At 64.5% G+C, this 15,154-nt stretch carries 13 protein-coding genes; 4 read left to right on the top strand and 9 right to left on the bottom strand.

Features of this window, described 5'->3' with window-relative positions:
- Positions 1-2: 2 nt before the first annotated feature.
- From ABIE08_RS14950 to ABIE08_RS14960, 3 genes are all read right to left on the bottom strand, one after another.
- Positions 3-965, bottom strand: a complete 963-nt coding sequence (locus ABIE08_RS14950; protein ID WP_354552240.1) for an HlyD family secretion protein — start codon at positions 963-965, stop codon at positions 3-5.
- A 1-nt stretch (position 966) separates the two neighbouring features.
- Positions 967-1,752, bottom strand: a complete 786-nt coding sequence (locus ABIE08_RS14955; protein ID WP_354552241.1) for a CerR family C-terminal domain-containing protein — start codon at positions 1,750-1,752, stop codon at positions 967-969.
- Positions 1,753-2,028: 276 nt separating this feature from the next.
- Positions 2,029-2,988, bottom strand: coding sequence for an NAD-dependent epimerase/dehydratase family protein (locus tag ABIE08_RS14960; protein ID WP_354552242.1), 960 nt, complete (start codon positions 2,986-2,988; stop codon positions 2,029-2,031).
- Between the two features lie 155 nt (positions 2,989-3,143).
- On the opposite strand from ABIE08_RS14960, the gene ABIE08_RS14965 reads away from it, so the two are divergent.
- Complete coding sequence (locus ABIE08_RS14965) at positions 3,144-4,214, top strand: NAD(P)H-dependent flavin oxidoreductase (protein ID WP_354552244.1); 1,071 nt, start codon at positions 3,144-3,146, stop codon at positions 4,212-4,214.
- Positions 4,215-4,290: 76 nt separating this feature from the next.
- Here the strand turns inward: ABIE08_RS14965 and ABIE08_RS14970 are convergent, their stop codons facing one another.
- From ABIE08_RS14970 to ABIE08_RS14995, 6 genes are all read right to left on the bottom strand, one after another.
- Positions 4,291-5,076: an ATP-binding cassette domain-containing protein gene (locus ABIE08_RS14970; protein ID WP_354552245.1), complete on the bottom strand. Its 786-nt coding sequence runs from the start codon at positions 5,074-5,076 to the stop codon at positions 4,291-4,293.
- 4 nt (positions 5,077-5,080) lie between these two features.
- Positions 5,081-6,052: an ABC transporter permease gene (locus ABIE08_RS14975; RefSeq protein WP_354552246.1), complete on the bottom strand. Its 972-nt coding sequence runs from the start codon at positions 6,050-6,052 to the stop codon at positions 5,081-5,083.
- Between the two features lie 163 nt (positions 6,053-6,215).
- Complete coding sequence (locus ABIE08_RS14980) at positions 6,216-7,148, bottom strand: substrate-binding domain-containing protein (protein WP_266330908.1); 933 nt, start codon at positions 7,146-7,148, stop codon at positions 6,216-6,218.
- Between the two features lie 226 nt (positions 7,149-7,374).
- A complete protein-coding gene (locus tag ABIE08_RS14985) occupies positions 7,375-8,652 on the bottom strand; it encodes an NAD(P)/FAD-dependent oxidoreductase (protein ID WP_354552248.1) in 1,278 nt (425 codons plus the stop codon).
- A 7-nt stretch (positions 8,653-8,659) separates the two neighbouring features.
- On the bottom strand, positions 8,660-10,042 hold the full coding sequence (locus ABIE08_RS14990) for an aspartate aminotransferase family protein (RefSeq protein WP_354552249.1): 1,383 nt from the start codon (positions 10,040-10,042) through the stop codon (positions 8,660-8,662).
- A 228-nt stretch (positions 10,043-10,270) separates the two neighbouring features.
- Entirely contained in the window at positions 10,271-11,671 is a 1,401-nt protein-coding gene (locus ABIE08_RS14995) for a glutamine synthetase family protein (protein WP_354552250.1), read from the bottom strand.
- A 211-nt stretch (positions 11,672-11,882) separates the two neighbouring features.
- Between ABIE08_RS14995 and ABIE08_RS15000 the strand changes: the two genes are divergently transcribed.
- From ABIE08_RS15000 to ABIE08_RS15010, 3 genes are all read left to right on the top strand, one after another.
- Positions 11,883-12,983 (top strand): polyamine ABC transporter substrate-binding protein, encoded by a 1,101-nt coding sequence (locus ABIE08_RS15000; RefSeq protein WP_354552251.1) that lies wholly within the window; start codon positions 11,883-11,885, stop codon positions 12,981-12,983.
- A gap of 69 nt (positions 12,984-13,052) precedes the next feature.
- Positions 13,053-14,222, top strand: a complete 1,170-nt coding sequence (locus tag ABIE08_RS15005; protein WP_354552253.1) for an ABC transporter ATP-binding protein — start codon at positions 13,053-13,055, stop codon at positions 14,220-14,222.
- Positions 14,223-14,225: 3 nt separating this feature from the next.
- Complete coding sequence (locus ABIE08_RS15010; protein ID WP_354552254.1) at positions 14,226-15,140, top strand: ABC transporter permease subunit; 915 nt, start codon at positions 14,226-14,228, stop codon at positions 15,138-15,140.
- The last annotated feature ends 14 nt before the right edge of the window (positions 15,141-15,154 follow it).

Below are 15,154 nucleotides of genomic sequence, written 5' to 3' on the forward strand. Positions count from 1 at the left end.
GCCTATTGCGCCGCCGTCGCGAGCTGAACGTCGACGGGCTGGCCAGGATCGAGTCGCGCGGCCTCGCCTTCTGGTCTGGCTTCGACGCGGAAGACCAGCTTGGCGCGGCTCTCCTTCGAATAGATCACCGGCGGCGTGAACTCGGCATCGGTGGCGATGCTGGCGACGGTGGCGGTCAGTCCCTCGGCGCAGCCATCGCAGAGGATGCGGACCGTCTGACCGGGATGCACGGCGGAGCGGTTGGCTTCGGGCACGTAGAACAGGATCTTGCGGGCGCCTTCCGGCAGGAGCGAGACGACGGCCTGGCCAGCCGGAACAAGCTCGCCCACCTGATAGTAGACCTCCTCCACACGGCCGGCGGCGCTGGCGTGCTGGGACCGCCGCGCGAGCTTGGTCTCGGCAGCGGTCAAGGCGGCGGCGAGCGCTTGGACCTGCTGTTCGGCGGCGGCGATCTGGTCGGGCCGGGCCGGGAGGTTGGCGACGGCCCGGTTCTCCCGCGCCGCCTCGACCCGCGCGCGGGCTGAATCGAGATCGGCCTTCGACTGGTCGAGGGTCGCCACCGCGACGACGGCGCGGGTGGAGAGGTCGCGATTGCGGTCGTAGGTCTTCTGCGCCACCGTCATCGACGCCTCGGCGTCGGCGAGCTGCGCATCCAGGACTCGGATTTCCTCCGGCCGCTTGCCGGTCTGAAGATCGGCGAGGCTCGCCTTGGCTTGCGCGAGCTGCGCCTTCGCCTGGGAAAGCGCGGCCGTTTCGTCGCGATCGTCGAGGGTGAACAACGCGGCGCCGGCCTCGACCGGTTCGCCGCGCCGGACGGAGAGCGTCGTCAGGCGCCCCGTGGCTTCGGCCCCGACGAGCACATAGTCGGCATCGACGTAGCCATGCAGAGGGGCGTTTCGCCCGCCATCGCCGCAACCGGCCAAAAGCAGCAGCGCGACGATCCAGGGCGCTTGGCCTGCCCGCATGTCATTCCTCGTCGATCAGGGTCTCTCCGACCAACAGGTCGATGTGCTCGGCGACGACGCGGCGAATCTGATCGCGGTCGCCACAGGCCAGCGTATCGCGTCCGAGCTTCTTCGCCACCATCGGGCGGGCGACGCAGAAGATGACGAACTGGCCCGAGATCGCAAAGGCACGGAACGTGGCTTCTTCCGAGCGGGGATCCAGGTTCAAAAGGAACGCGATCAGTTCCGTGGTCGTGCTTTGGCACTTCATCATGAAGTCGTAGATGATGTCGAAGGTGGAAGATGGCTCCATCTGCTCGCGCATGATGAAGCGTCCCCAAAGCTCCGCTTCCGCTTCGCCCAGCATGGAATCGATATGGACATCCACGATCCGCTGCAGCAGGCGACGGGCCGTCGCACGGTCGATGCCGCCCTTCAGCGCCTCATCCGCGGTGTCGATGCTGTCGCCGATCCGCTTCTGCATCTGCTCGACGACATATTCGGCGACGGCGCGGTGGAGGGCGTCCTTGCTGCCGAAATGATAAACGATGGCCGCGAGATTGGCGCCGGCTCGCTTGGCGATGTCGCGGGTGGCCGCGCCTTCGAAGCCGTAGCGGCCAAACACGTCGAGGGCGGCGATCAGGAGATTGTGGCGCGTCTCGGCGCCCCGGTCCTGGCGCGCACGCCGGTAGTGCCGGGAGGCGGGAAGCTGGGGCAGATCGGCGCCCGCATCCGCTTCGAAGACAACCCCGTCGATCGGCGCGGAGTCGAATTCCGGCCGTTCCATGGTTACAGATTCCGCGTTCATTCGCGCCTGACTCCGATTGACTCCGCCCAACGGGCAAAATCATGCAACGGCGAGATAGAGTCAATCGATCGACTGAATTTATGCAGGACTATAAGTTGTGAGCCAGGGGCTTGCACTCCGGGCTCTGAATCACCAAGGAAAACAACACCAGCGGCCAATGCTCCTAGCGACGTAGCGGCAGCTTACGGACCGGCGCGTGCCGTTTGCCGCCTTCGTCACCGCCCGGCGGTCGTCCCCGGCGAGCTCGTACGGTCGCCTCGCCGGGACCTGCAGCGGTCAGCCTGTCGTGACGATGCCCTTTGCGATCAGCCAGTCGACAGACTCGCGCACCGCCTCGAACGAGGTGTAGCGGGGCTGGTAGTCGAGATGGCGTCTTGCCTTGTCGATGCTGCAGTTCGGGCTGCGGGCGATGTGGTCGTATGTCTGCTCGACGATCTCGGCGCTGTGCGTTTGCTTCCACTGCTCCCAGGGCAGGTAGGCAAGCTTCGCCTCGTGGCCGAACCAGGAGGATACCGCCTCGGCATAGCCGCGCAGCGTCACCGCCTGCGACGACACCGTATGGAAAGCCTCGCCGATCGCCATGCTCCAGTTGCCGATCGCCTTCATGAACATCTGTGCCACGTCGTCGGCATGGACGTGGTGCACCGTCTCCAGGCCGAAATTCGGCAGCACCAGTTCCTGGCCCTGCGCCAGCGTCGAGAAAACCGTGGGGTCGAAATGGCCGGCCGGATTGAGCGGCGCCCAGCCGGGGCCGACGATATGGCCGGGATGCACGATGGTGGCGGGGAAGGCGTTCCGCTGCGCCTCATGCATCAGATAGGCTTCGATCGCCGCCTTCTGGGTTCCGTATTCGCCGAAGGGACGACGGGCGACGGTCTCCGGCGTCGGCACGGCGACGCTCGGCCCATGCACCCAGATCGTGCCGGTGTGCAGGAAATGCTCCACCCGGCCGCGCAGGGCATCGACCAGCAGCTGCGCGCTCGGCAGCGTGAAACAGATCATGTCGATGACGATGTCGGGCCGTAGATCGCTGATCTTGGCGCCGAAGGTGCCGGCGCGGTCCTCTGCCTCGCGATCGAGCGTCACCGTCTCGACCTGCGACCAGGCCGCGTTCGGCTGGTACGCTTCGCGCTGGCCACGGGTGACATTGACGACTTCAAACCCTGCCGTCACCAGGCGCGGCACCAGATAGGTACCGACATGGCCACTGCCTCCGATCACGATGACCCGTGTCATGGACCTGTCCTCCCGTTTTTGCCTGGCGAGGATGTTATCGAAAGCGCGGGGGCAAGCCAGAGGGGCGACAAGCTCCGGAGTGGTTGCCAGCATGTTTATGTTGAGGCCCGGTGGGGTGCTATCGTTGAAATCCCGCGCATGACAGGAGTCGCCCGATGACCGATTGGCCCGATCGCCGCATTCTGGACCTGTTCGGGATCGAGCACGCCGTGCTGCTGGCGCCGATGGCGGGCTTCGGCACGCCCGAACTGGCGATCGCGGTGGCGGAGGCGGGCGGGCTCGGCGCGCTGGCCTGCGCGACGATCACGCCAGAGCAGGCACGCGCCGCGCTCGACCGGATCCGCGCGGCGACCGCGAAGCCGATCAATCTGAACTTCTTCTGTCACCGACCGCCGGAGGACGACCCGCAGCGTGAGGCGGGCTGGCGGGCGCGGCTCTCGCCTTACTATCGCGAACTGGGCCTCGATCCTTCCATGGCCGTGGCGCCATCCAGCCGGGCTCCGTTCGACGATGTCTACTGCGAAATGGTCGAGGCCTACCGGCCGGAAGTCGTTAGCTTCCATTTCGGCCTGCCGGAGCGGCGCTTGCTCGACCGGGTCAAGGCGACGGGCGCCAAGGTGATCTCCTCCGCCACGACGGTGGCCGAGGCGCGTCACCTCGAGGCGGAGGGCTGCGACGCCATCATTGCGCAGGGCGCGGAAGCCGGGGGCCATCGCGGCATGTTCCTGACCGCAGATGTTTCCGGCCAGATCGGCACCTTCTCCCTGGTACCGCAGGTGGTCGACGCGGTCCGTGTTCCGGTGATTGCCGCCGGTGGCATTGCCGATGCGCGCGGCGTCGTCGCCGCGCTCGCCCTCGGCGCCTCGGCGGTGCAGATCGGCACCGCCTTCCTGCTGTCACCGGAGGCCAGGATCTCGCCGCAGCATCGCCGGGCACTCGAGACGGCCGAGGCCGACGAGACGGCGATCACCAATGTGTTCACCGGCCGTCCGGCGCGCGGCGTGGTCAACCGGCTGATGCGCGAGCTCGGCCGCTTCTCCGCCGACGCGCCCGCCTTTCCGCTGGCCGCCGGCGCGCTGGCGCCGCTGCGGGCCGAGACGGAGCCGCTCGGCTCGCGCGATTTCATGCCGCTCTGGTCCGGCCAGTCCGCTCGCCTCGCCCGGTCGATGCCGGCCGGCGACCTCGTCCGCTCGCTCGCTGCTGAAGTCCTGGCCAAGATCGGGTGAGCTTGCGGACCCGGACGTAGAACTCAAAGAGGTAGGCGGCTTGAGGCCGCCCCTCCACCTTTTACGGGAGCCGCCCTCAGTGCGTGTTCGGCCCGAGCGCGTGCGCCAGTTCCTCGTCGGTCATGCCGGTGATCACACGCTCCACCGCCTCGACCGACGTCTTCTTCGGGTCGATGTCGTCCGCCACCACCTTGCCGCGCCGCATCACGACGATGCGGTCGACGACCTGGAAGACGTGGTGGATGTTGTGGGCGATGAAGATGCAGGAGTGGCCGGAATCCCGCGCCCCGCGCACGAAGCGCAGCACGCCCTGCGTCTCGGCGACTCCGAGATTGTTGGTCGGTTCGTCGAGGATGATGAGATCGCTGTCGAAATGCATGGCGCGGGCGATGGCCACCGCCTGCCTTTCGCCGCCCGAGAGCGAGCCGATCGGCGTCTCCGGCGGGATGTTCTTGCTGATGCCGACTTGCTTGAGCAGGTCGCGGGCGACCTGGTTCATCATCTCGGTATCCATCCGGTTGAGGAAGGCTGGCCCCTTGATCGGCTCGCGGCCGAGGAACAGGTTCCTCGCGATCGAGAGCTGGGTCACCAGCGCCGAGTCCTGGTAGATCGTCTCGATGCCGGCGGCGATGGCGTCGGTCGTCGATTTCATCTCGACCTTCTTGCCGCGGACATAGATCGAGCCGGAGGTCAGCGGGACGGCGCCCGAAAGCACCTTGATCAGCGTCGACTTGCCCGCGCCATTGTCGCCAAGCAGGCCGACGATCTCGCGCTCATTGACGGTGAAGCTGACATTCTCCAGGGCCTGGATACGGCCATAGAACTTGCTGACATTGTCCATGCGGATGAGTGGTTCGCTCATGATCTTACGTCCCCGCGTGGTGGCGGCGTTCAAGCCACGAATGCAGGGCCATCATGCCGAGGATGATGGCGCCGATGAAGATGTTGTAGGCGAGGCCGGGTACGCCGATCAGCACGATGCCGTTGCGCATGACGCGCAGGATGAAAATGCCGAGCACGGTGCCGATGATGGTGCCGCGACCACCGGTCAATGCCGTGCCGCCAATGACGACCATGGCAATGACCTCGAGCTCGTAGCCCATGCCGCTGTTCGGATTGGCAGCGGAGGTGCGCACTGACGAGATGATGCCGGCGAAGCCCGCGAGCGTCGAGCAGAGGATGAACAAGGCGACCTTGGTGCGGTCGACCTTCACGCCGCGCGCCCGCGCCGCGTTCGGATTGCCGCCAGCGGCCTGGATCCAGTTGCCCACCCGGGTGCGGTTCAGAACGTAGCCGAGGATGATCACCGCGGCGATGAACCAGAACAGCGACATGTAGATGCGGAACGGACCGACATAGAAGTCGCCGACCAGCACCTGCGCCAGCCAGTGGCCGCCGGCATCCCAGGTCCGCTGCGGGAAGCCGTTGGTGATGAACAAGGCCGTTCCGCGCACCACCAGCAGCATGCCGAGCGTCACGAGGAAGGACGGGATCTTGAGCTTGGTGACGAACCAGCCATTGACCAGGCCGATCAGCGCCGCGACCACCATGGCGATGACGAAGCCGATTTCCATCGGCATCAGCCCGCCATTGACGAAGGTCCACATCAGCACCGGCGTGAAGCCGAAGACGGAACCGACGGAAAGGTCGAATTCGCCAGACGTCATCAGCAGCGTCATCGCCAGGGCGATCAGGCCAAGCTCGACCGTGAAGGCGAGCGTGTTGCCGATATTGAGCGGCGAGAGAAAGTCGGGATTGATCGCCCAGAAGACGACTAGTTCCAGCACAAGCAGGATGAGGGGGCCGAATTCAGGCCTGGCGATCAGGCGTCGCAGCATCGGGATTTCCTTGAAGCTCGAACCGTCGATGCCGCGAAGGCGTCGCGTCGGATGGCAAGCATGGAGCAGTCGCGGCCACAAAAGCGGGGCGGCAACCGGTCATGCAGCGGGTCAGGAAGAACGTTCGCGACGGTCAGCCGCCGCGAACGCCCGGATGCGGGGGCTACTTGCCCGAGAGGATGTCGTCATAGAGCTGCGCGGTATCCTTTTCGTAGAGGGCACCGGTGATGACGTTGAAGCCCGGAGGAATGCCGCTGGCCGCCATGTTGGCGAGCGAAAGGGCGACGTAGGAGGTCGCCTGCGGGTCCTGCCACTGGGCGGCGTTCACATAGCCCTGCAGCACTTCCTGGGTGGTGTCGAGCGAGTTGCCCCAGCCGACGACGGGGATTTCGCCGGGCTTGACGCCGACCTGGTCGAATACGCGCTTGATAGAGCCGTTGACCAGGTCGCCCATGCCGATGATCGCCTTGATCTTGGCGCGGTTGGTGGTCAGGTAGTCCGACATGCGGGTGATGATCTCGCCCTGGTCAAGCGTTGTATCCGTGACTTCCCAGGTGATGCCGAGCGGCTTGAAGACGGATGCTATGCCTTCTTCTTCCTGCACGCCATAGGTGGCGCCGGGCACTTCGACCGGCATCCAGACGAAGTCGCCTGCCTTCACATGGCCCTTGTCGACCAGATACTGCGCCCAGTGACGGCCGAACACGACGTTGTCGCCGCCGACATAGGCGTTGAACGAAGCCTTCGGATCGGGCGTGTTGAAGTTGATGATCGGGATCTTGGCGGCGTTGGCTTCCTTGGCGATCTCGACGAGGCTGCCCGGATCGGGGCTCGACGTCACGATGCCATCGGCCTTAGCGGCGATGGCGGCGCGCAGCGCTTCCTGCTGCGAGGGCACGTCATTGCCGTGGAACGAGGTGTTGACGGTGTTGCCCGTATCCTTCGCCCATTGCTGCGCCCCGGCGAGGAAGTAGGTCCAGACCGGATCGGCCGGCGTGCCGTGCGAGACCCAGTAGAAGGTCTTGGCATTGGCGGCGGCGGGAATTGCTAGCGCTAGCATTGCGCCGGACAAGAGTATCGTCAGCTTCTTGAACATGGTCGTCCTCCCAGTGAACTTTGTTCCCGTGACCACGGCTATGGTTGCCGTTCCGCCGCGTTGCGCGGCGCGCTCGCCCCCGTCGGGTTGTTTCCCGTCCTGGGTGACGGCGGTCTCGGAGGGAGACTGACACAACCGCAGTTGGCGTCAACTGGCGGTGCGACAGATTGTCCAGGAAAATGACATCGCTGTCATAGACGCCCGTATTGGCAGCTCTGACCTCGCGTCAGATACGGTCGCGCAGGGCATACCAGCTCATGCCGGCGACCAGCGCCGGCCAGCGCAGCAGCTTGCCGCCCGGGAAACGCGGGCAGGGGAGCGCGGCAAAGGCGTCGAGCTTGCCGGGATTGCCGAGAATGGCCTCGGCGAGAATCTTGCCGCCGAACGGCGCCAGCGCCACGCCCTGGCCGGAATAGCCGGATGCCGCGTAGACGCCGCGGCGCACCTTGCGCAGGAAGGGCAGACGATTGACCGTGACAGCGAGCGTGCCGCCCCAGGCATGGTCGATCCGCGTCCGCGCCAGCTGCGGGTAGATCTTCAGCAGATGCCGGCGCACGAAAGCGAAGATGTCGGTCGGGTCGGTCCGCGAATAGGTCTCGCCGCCGCCGAACAGGATGCGGCCGTCGGGCGTGGGGCGCCAGTAATAGACGACGAAGCGCGAATCCGAGACGGCCTCGCCGCCGGGAATGAGCCCGCCCGCGCCACCCGCGCCGATCGGCTCGGTGGTGAGGATGAAGTTCTTGATCGGCATCGCCCGGGTTTCGACCTCCTGGTCGATGCCGTCGAGCAGGCCGTTGCCGGCGAGAATGACGGTTTCGGCGCGAACGCGGCCGCGCGGTGTCTCGAGGACAGGCGTCGCGCCATCGATGAGCCGGGTCGCCGCCGTGCCCTCATGGATGCGGGCGCCGGCCTTCGCGGCGGCGCGCGCCAGCCCTTGCGCGAATTTGAGCGGGTGCAGGTGGCCGGCGGTGCGGTCGAGGCGGCCGCCGAAATAGCTGTCCGTGCCGATCATCGGCGCCAGTTGCTTGCGGTCGATCCATTCGGCCGGCGCATAGCCGTAATCGCGGTTCAGCTTGTCGACATAGTGCCGTTCTTCGTCGACGAGGCGCTGCTTGTGCACCGTCTCGATCAGGCCCGGCCGCCATTCGGCGTCGATCTTGTGCTTGGCGATCAGGTGATGGACGAGCGCCTTCGCCTCTTCCGCCAGGTCCCACAATTCATGCGCCGCCCCCTTGCCGAGGCGCTTCTCCAGAAAATCCTGGTCGCGGCGCTGGCCGGTATGCAACTGGCCGCCATTGCGCCCCGAAGCGCCCCAGCCGACCTTCTCGGCCTCGATCAGGATTGTGTCGATGCCGGCCTCTGCCAGATGCAGCGCGGCCGACAGGCCGGTATAGCCGCCGCCGACAATGACGACGTCGGCGCTGGTGTCGCCGTCGAGCGGCGGGAAGGCGAGCGTCGGGTCGGCCGTTTCAGCATACCAGGAGGGAGCATGCAGCTTGTTCATGCGCGCCTCACAGCAGGCCCAGCCGTTTCAATTCGGCCTGTGTGTCGTCAAGTGTCTTGCGGGCCGAGGCGAGCAACTGGTCGGCCTCGTCATGGGAAAGCGTCAGCGGCGGCGCGATGATCAGGCTGTCGCGAACCGCGCGCATGACGAGGTTGTTGGCCAGCGAGATGTCGCGGGCAATCGTGCCGACCTTGCCGGTATCGGCGAATTTCGCCGCCCGCGATGGCTTTTTCGGCACCAGCTCGATGGCGCCCATCAGGCCGGTCATGCGCGCTTCGCCGACCAGCGGATGATCGCCGAGCGCCCGCCAGCCTTGCTGGAGGTAGGGGCCGATATCGTCGCGCACCCGATCGACCAGCTTCTCGTCCTCGATGATGCGGAGGTTTTCGAGCGCTGCGGCCGCGGTGACGGGATGCGCCGAATAGGTGAAGCCGTGGTGGAACTCGCCGGCGTCATACAGCACGTCCGCGACCTTGTCGGAGACCATGACGCCGCCGATCGGCAGATAGCCCGACGAGATGCCTTTGGCGATCGACATCAGGTCCGGTTCGATCCCGAAGGTTTCGGAGCCGAACCAGTTGCCGGTGCGGCCGAAGCCGGTGATGACCTCGTCGGCGACCAGCAGGATGTCGCGCTGCGCAAGAATGCGCTTCACTTCCGGCCAATAGGTGGCGGGTGGGATGATGACGCCGCCGGCGCCCTGGATCGGCTCGGCGACGAAGGCGGCGATATTGTCTTCGCCGATTTCGTCGATCGCCTTTTCCAGCTCGCGCGCGGCAAAGTTGCCGAACTCGGCCTCGCTCATCTCGCCGCCCTCGCCGAACCAGTAGGGCTGGGCGATGTGGTGGATGCCTGGGATTGGCAACCCGCCCTGGCTATGGATCGAGGTCATGCCGCCGAGGCTGCCGCCGCCCATGGTCGAGCCGTGATAGGCATTTTTCCGTGCGATCAGCACCGTCTTGTTCGGCTGGCCGAGGCTCGCCCAATAGTGGCGGACCATGCGGATGACGGTGTCGTTGGCCTCCGAACCGGAGCCGACGAAGAAGACCCGGTTGAACTGCGGCGGGGTGATTTCGGCGAGCTTTTCGGCCAGCGCGATCGCCGGCGGATGGGTCGATTTGAAGAACGTGTTGTAGAACGAGAAATCCGCCATCTGCCGCTGCACGGCCTCGGCGATTTCCTTGCGGCCGTGGCCGATATTCACGCACCAGAGCCCGGACATGCCGTCGAGGATCCGGTTGCCCTCCGAATCCCAGATCCAGGAGCCTTCGGCCCGGACGATCACCCGGCTGCCCTCGGCGTTCAGGCTCTTCATGTCGGAAAAGGCATGGATGTGGTGCGCCGCGTCGCGGGCGCGGTAGTCGGCAGTCGCGTTGGATGGCTTCGTCATGAGCAGGTCCGGTTGCGCTGTTTCGGCGTCGGCAGGCACGCCAGCCTGTACTTCACCTCTCCCTGAGGGAGAGGTCGGCTCGAAGAGCCGGGTGAGGGTTTACGGCCTTTCCGGATGGTTCCCTAACCCCTCACCCGCCGGCCTCCGGCCGTCGACCTCTCCCTCAGGGAGAGGTGAAGGGTAGGGTCCTTTCCAGATCGGCTTTCCCTCTTCCGGAGTCGCCCGGCACTAGACGTTCAGCAGCAGGAATTCCCGCTCCCACGGGCTGATCACCTGCATGAAGGTCTCGTATTCCGCCCGCTTGATGGCGCCATAGGTGGCGACGAAGCGCTCGCCGAAGATCTCGGCCAGTTCTTCCTGTTCCTCGAACAGGGCGACGGCTTCGAGCAGGCCGCGCGGCAGGTCGATCTCGTTCGAATTGGCGGAGCCGGACACCGGGTCCCCGACCTTCAGCCCTTCGACCAGGCCGAGATAGCCGCAGGCGAGCGACGCGGCGATCGCCAGATAGGGATTGGCGTCGGAGGAGGGCAGGCGGTTTTCGAGGCGCCGTCCCGCCGGATTGGAGTTCGGCACACGCAGGCCGACGGTGCGGTTGTCATAGCCCCATTGCGTGTTGACTGGCGCGGAGGACGAACGCACCAGCCGGCGATAGGAGTTCACATAGGGCGCCAGCATGCAGAGCACGGCCGGCAGGTATTTCTGCGATCCGCCGATGAAGGCGAAGAACTTGGAGGTCGGGTCCCCGTCGGCGTCGGAAAAGATGTTCTTGCCCGTCTCGACGTCGATCACCGACTGGTGGATGTGCATGGCCGAACCGGGCTCGCGCGACATCGGCTTGGCCATGAAGGTGGCGTACATGTCATGCCGCAGCGCCGCCTCGCGGATCGTCCGCTTGAACAGGAACACCTGGTCGGCCAGCGCCAGCGGGTCACCGTGCAGGAGATTGATCTCCATCTGCGCGGCGCCTTCCTCGTGGATCAGCGTGTCGATCTCGAGGCCCTGCTGCTCGGAGAAGTCATAGATGTCGTCGAACAGGTCGTCGAATTCGTTGATCGCGGCGATCGAATAGGATTGCCGAGCGGCTTCGGGCCGGCCGGACCGGCCGGTCGGCGGCTCCAGCTGGTAGTCGGGATCGGTGTTCGGCTTGACCAGGTAGAATTCGAGCTCCGGCGCCACCACCGGCCGCCAGCCCTGATGCGCATAGAGCTCGACGATGCGGCGCAGCACCTGGCGCGGCGCGGTCTCGACCGAGCGGCCGTCGCGGTGGTAGCCGTCATGGATGACCTGGGCGGTCGGATCGGCCTCCCACGGCACGACGCAGAGCGTCGACAGGTCCGGCTCGAACATCACGTCCTGGTCGGCTGCGTCGCTCTCGAAGCGGTCGTCATCGTCGGGATAGTCGCCCGTGATGGTCTGGGTCAGGATCGATCCGGGCATCGACATGGTCGGGCCGGCAAGAAACTTCTGCACCGGCATCATCTTGCCGCGCGCAACGCCTGCCTGGTCGGGCACGACGCATTCGATGTCCTCGATGCCGCGCGCCTTGAGCCAGTCCCGGGCCTCGTCCAGCGACTTGACGCCGCGGACATCACCCTCGATGCCCTTGGTGCCCTTCTTCCGTTTTGCCACGATTTCCCCTCGGCTTGCAGGCGACTGTCTCCGGAGTGTCGCCATGGCTGAACCGAAGTCAACTTGGACGGGTTCGGCATGCGGCTTCCGGTCTCTGCGAATGGCGCAGTAAACGGTTGAGGTAGGCCAAAAAGCCTTCTAACGTCTGAATCTTAGGACAGGATTGTGGCCGGTTCGTTCACTCTAGCGCGGCTGTATCTAGGGGAATTGTATGATCAAGCATGTCTTCAGCGGCGTCGCCCTCTCCGCGATGCTGACCGTCGGAGCGATCAGCGGCGCCAATGCCGCCGACAAGGAACTCCATATCTTCAACTGGTCCGATTACATCGACACGTCGATCATTGACGATTTCACCAAGGAAACCGGCATCAAGGTCGTCTACGACGTCTATGATTCCATGGAAATCCTGGAAACCAAGATGCTCGCCGGCGGTTCGGGCTACGACATCGTCGTGCCGACGGACCGTAACCTGAAGCGCATGATCGATGTCGGCGTGTTCCAGGACCTCGACAAGTCGAAGATCCCGAACCTCTCGCATATGTGGGACGAGATCACGACCCGTCTGGCCACCTATGATCCCGGCAACAAGATCGCCGTGAACTACATGTGGGGCACCACCGGCATCGGCTACAATGTCGAGAAGATCAAGGCGGCCATGCCGGACGCGCCGGTCGACTCGATGGACATGTTCTTCAAGCCGGAAGTGGTCTCGAAGTTCAAGGATTGCGGCGTCTACATGCTGGATTCGCCGGATGACGTGATCCCGGCTGCGCTCAACTATCTGGGCCTGCCGCCCGATTCGAAGGACCCGGCCGAGATCGCCAAGGCCGGCGAACTGATCGAGAAGGTCCGTCCCTATATCCGCAAGTTCCACTCGTCCGAATATATCCAGGCGCTGGCCAATGGCGACATCTGCCTGGCCTTCGGCTATTCCGGCGACGTGATCCAGGCCCGCGCCCGCGCGACTGAAGCCAACAACAAGGTCGAAGTCGGCTACGCCATTCCGAAGGAGGGCGGCCTGCTCTGGATGGATTCGATGGCGATCCCGAAGGATGCCCCGAACCCCGAGGCGGCCTTGGCCTTCATCAACTACATCCAGAAGCCGGAAGTCATCGCCAAGGCAACGAACTATGTCGCCTATGCCAATGGCAACAAGGATTCTCAGGCCTTCGTCGACAAGGCGATCATGGAGGATCCAACGATCTATCCGCCGGCCGACGTGATGAAGAAGCTTTACACGACGACGCCGAACGATCCGAAAGTTCAACGCGTCGTGACGCGGCTCTGGACGAAGATCAAGAGCGGCACCTGAGTGGACAAAAGAGGCCCGGTCTTGTACCGGGCCTTTTCTTGACGGCATGGAACACGGGGTGGAGGCCGCATGGCTGGTAAGTCTCTCTCGACGGGCAAATCGCTGGGGCCGATCCGCAGGGCCTTTGCGCCCTGGAATGATCCGGCGGCCAAGCCGTTCATCCAGTTCCAGAACGTTACCAAGACGTTTGGCGATTTTACCGCCGTCGACGATCTCTCCCTGAACATCTACGAACGCGAGTTCTTCGCGCTGCTCGGACCGTCGGGCTGCGGCAAGACCACGCTGATGCGCATGATTGCCGGCTTCGAGGAGCCGACCAGCGGCCATGTCATGCTCGACGGCCAGGACCTGGTCGGCGTGCCGCCCTATCGCCGCCCGACCAACATGATGTTCCAGTCCTATGCGCTGTTCCCGCACATGAATGTCTGGGACAACATCGCCTTCGGCCTGAAACAGGACGGCATGCCGAAACCGGATATCACCGCGCGCGTCGACGAGATGCTGGCGCTGGTGAAGCTGGAAAAGTTCGCGAAGCGCAAGCCGCACCAGCTTTCCGGGGGCCAGAAGCAGCGCGTCGCGCTCGCCCGCTCGCTGGCCAAGAAACCCAAGGTTCTGTTGCTCGACGAGCCGCTCGGCGCGCTCGACAAGAAGCTGCGCGAGGAGACCCAGTTCGAACTGATCGACCTGCAGGTGAAGCTAGGCATGACCTTCGTCATCGTCACGCACGACCAGGAAGAGGCGATGACGGTCGCCGACCGCATCGCCGTGATGGACCAGGGCAAGATCGTCCAGATCGCCACGCCGGCGGAAATCTACGAACAGCCGAATTCGCGCTACGTCGCGGATTTCATCGGCGACATCAACCTGCTCGAAGGCCATATCAGCTCGACCGAAGGCGGCGTGACGACGCTCGATTGCGACGGCACCGGCGCCAAGGTTCAGGTGACGCAGGATGGCGGCGCCAAGCTTGGCGACCATGCCTGGTTCGCGGTTCGGCCGGAGAAGGTCGCGATCTCGCTGTCGCCCCCGGCCGATCCGAGCGTCAACGCCGTCACCGGCGAGGTCTGGGACATCGCCTATCTCGGCGACGTTTCGATCTACCACGTGCGGCTCGCGACCGGCGCGACCGTCAAGGCCACCATCACCAACACGACCCGTCTTGTCGAGCGGCCGATCACATGGGACGACAAGGTCTGGCTGACCTGGTCTCGTGACGGCGGCGTCGTGCTGACGAGGTAGATGATGGCGCTGAGCAACTCTTCTTCCGGCCATTCCCGCCTGCGCTGGCTGGTCGTCGCGATCCCCTATCTGTGGCTGATCGTGCTGTTCCTGGCGCCGTTCCTGATCGTGGTGAAGATCTCGCTGTCCGCCACGGCGATCGCCATGCCGCCCTACACACCGTTGCTAGACTTCACCAATGGTTTAGCCGCTCTGTGGGGGCAGCTCCAGGAATTCAGCTTCGCCAACTACGTTTTACTTACGGATGACGCGCTCTATTGGAAGTCCTATCTTTCAAGTGTTCAAATCGCGCTGATCTCGACCTTCCTGATCCTGCTCATCGGCTATCCGATCGCCTACGGAATGGCGCGCTCCAGAAAAGAGTGGCGTACGACGCTCTTGATGTTGGTGATTTTGCCATTCTGGACATCATTTCTGATCCGAGTTTATTCTTGGATCGGCATCCTGAAGCCTGAAGGTTTGCTGAACCAGCTTTTGCTCAGTGTTGGCATTATCAGCGAGCCGCTTAACATCCTGCCATCGACGCTCGCCGTCTATATCGGCATCGTTTACTCTTACCTGCCCTTCATGATCCTGCCGCTCTACGCGACGCTGGAAAAGCTCGATGAGACGCTGCTGGAAGCGGCCGCCGACCTCGGCTGCCCGCCGATCCAGGCGTTCTGGAAGATCACTTTTCCGCTATCGCTGCCCGGCGTCGTCGCCGGTTGCTTCCTGGTCTTCATCCCGGCCGTCGGCGAGTTCGTCATCCCGGATCTGCTCGGCGGTTCCGATACGCTGATGATCGGCAGGACGCTGTGGGCCGAGTTCAACTCAAATCGTGACTGGCCCGTCTCAGCTGCAGTCGCCGTCGTTCTGCTGGCGATCCTGGTGGTGCCCATCATGCTGTTCCAGAATGCCCAGAAGAAAGCGTCGGAGTAGGCTCATGCGGACGA

It is taken from the genome of Kaistia defluvii (assembly GCF_040548815.1).
Taxonomy (GTDB): domain Bacteria; phylum Pseudomonadota; class Alphaproteobacteria; order Rhizobiales; family Kaistiaceae; genus Kaistia; species Kaistia defluvii_A.

Coding starts and splice junctions, on each gene's coding strand:
- ABIE08_RS14950 (WP_354552240.1), bottom strand. CDS start 965: ATGCGGGCAGGCCAAGCGCCCTGGATCGTCGCGCTGCTGCTTTTGGCC.
- ABIE08_RS14955 (WP_354552241.1), bottom strand. CDS start 1,752: ATGAACGCGGAATCTGTAACCATGGAACGGCCGGAATTCGACTCCGCG.
- ABIE08_RS14960 (WP_354552242.1), bottom strand. CDS start 2,988: ATGACACGGGTCATCGTGATCGGAGGCAGTGGCCATGTCGGTACCTAT.
- ABIE08_RS14965 (WP_354552244.1), top strand. CDS start 3,144: ATGACCGATTGGCCCGATCGCCGCATTCTGGACCTGTTCGGGATCGAG.
- ABIE08_RS14970 (WP_354552245.1), bottom strand. CDS start 5,076: ATGAGCGAACCACTCATCCGCATGGACAATGTCAGCAAGTTCTATGGC.
- ABIE08_RS14975 (WP_354552246.1), bottom strand. CDS start 6,052: ATGCTGCGACGCCTGATCGCCAGGCCTGAATTCGGCCCCCTCATCCTG.
- ABIE08_RS14980 (WP_266330908.1), bottom strand. CDS start 7,148: ATGTTCAAGAAGCTGACGATACTCTTGTCCGGCGCAATGCTAGCGCTA.
- ABIE08_RS14985 (WP_354552248.1), bottom strand. CDS start 8,652: ATGAACAAGCTGCATGCTCCCTCCTGGTATGCTGAAACGGCCGACCCG.
- ABIE08_RS14990 (WP_354552249.1), bottom strand. CDS start 10,042: ATGACGAAGCCATCCAACGCGACTGCCGACTACCGCGCCCGCGACGCG.
- ABIE08_RS15000 (WP_354552251.1), top strand. CDS start 11,883: ATGATCAAGCATGTCTTCAGCGGCGTCGCCCTCTCCGCGATGCTGACC.
- ABIE08_RS15005 (WP_354552253.1), top strand. CDS start 13,053: ATGGCTGGTAAGTCTCTCTCGACGGGCAAATCGCTGGGGCCGATCCGC.
- ABIE08_RS15010 (WP_354552254.1), top strand. CDS start 14,226: ATGGCGCTGAGCAACTCTTCTTCCGGCCATTCCCGCCTGCGCTGGCTG.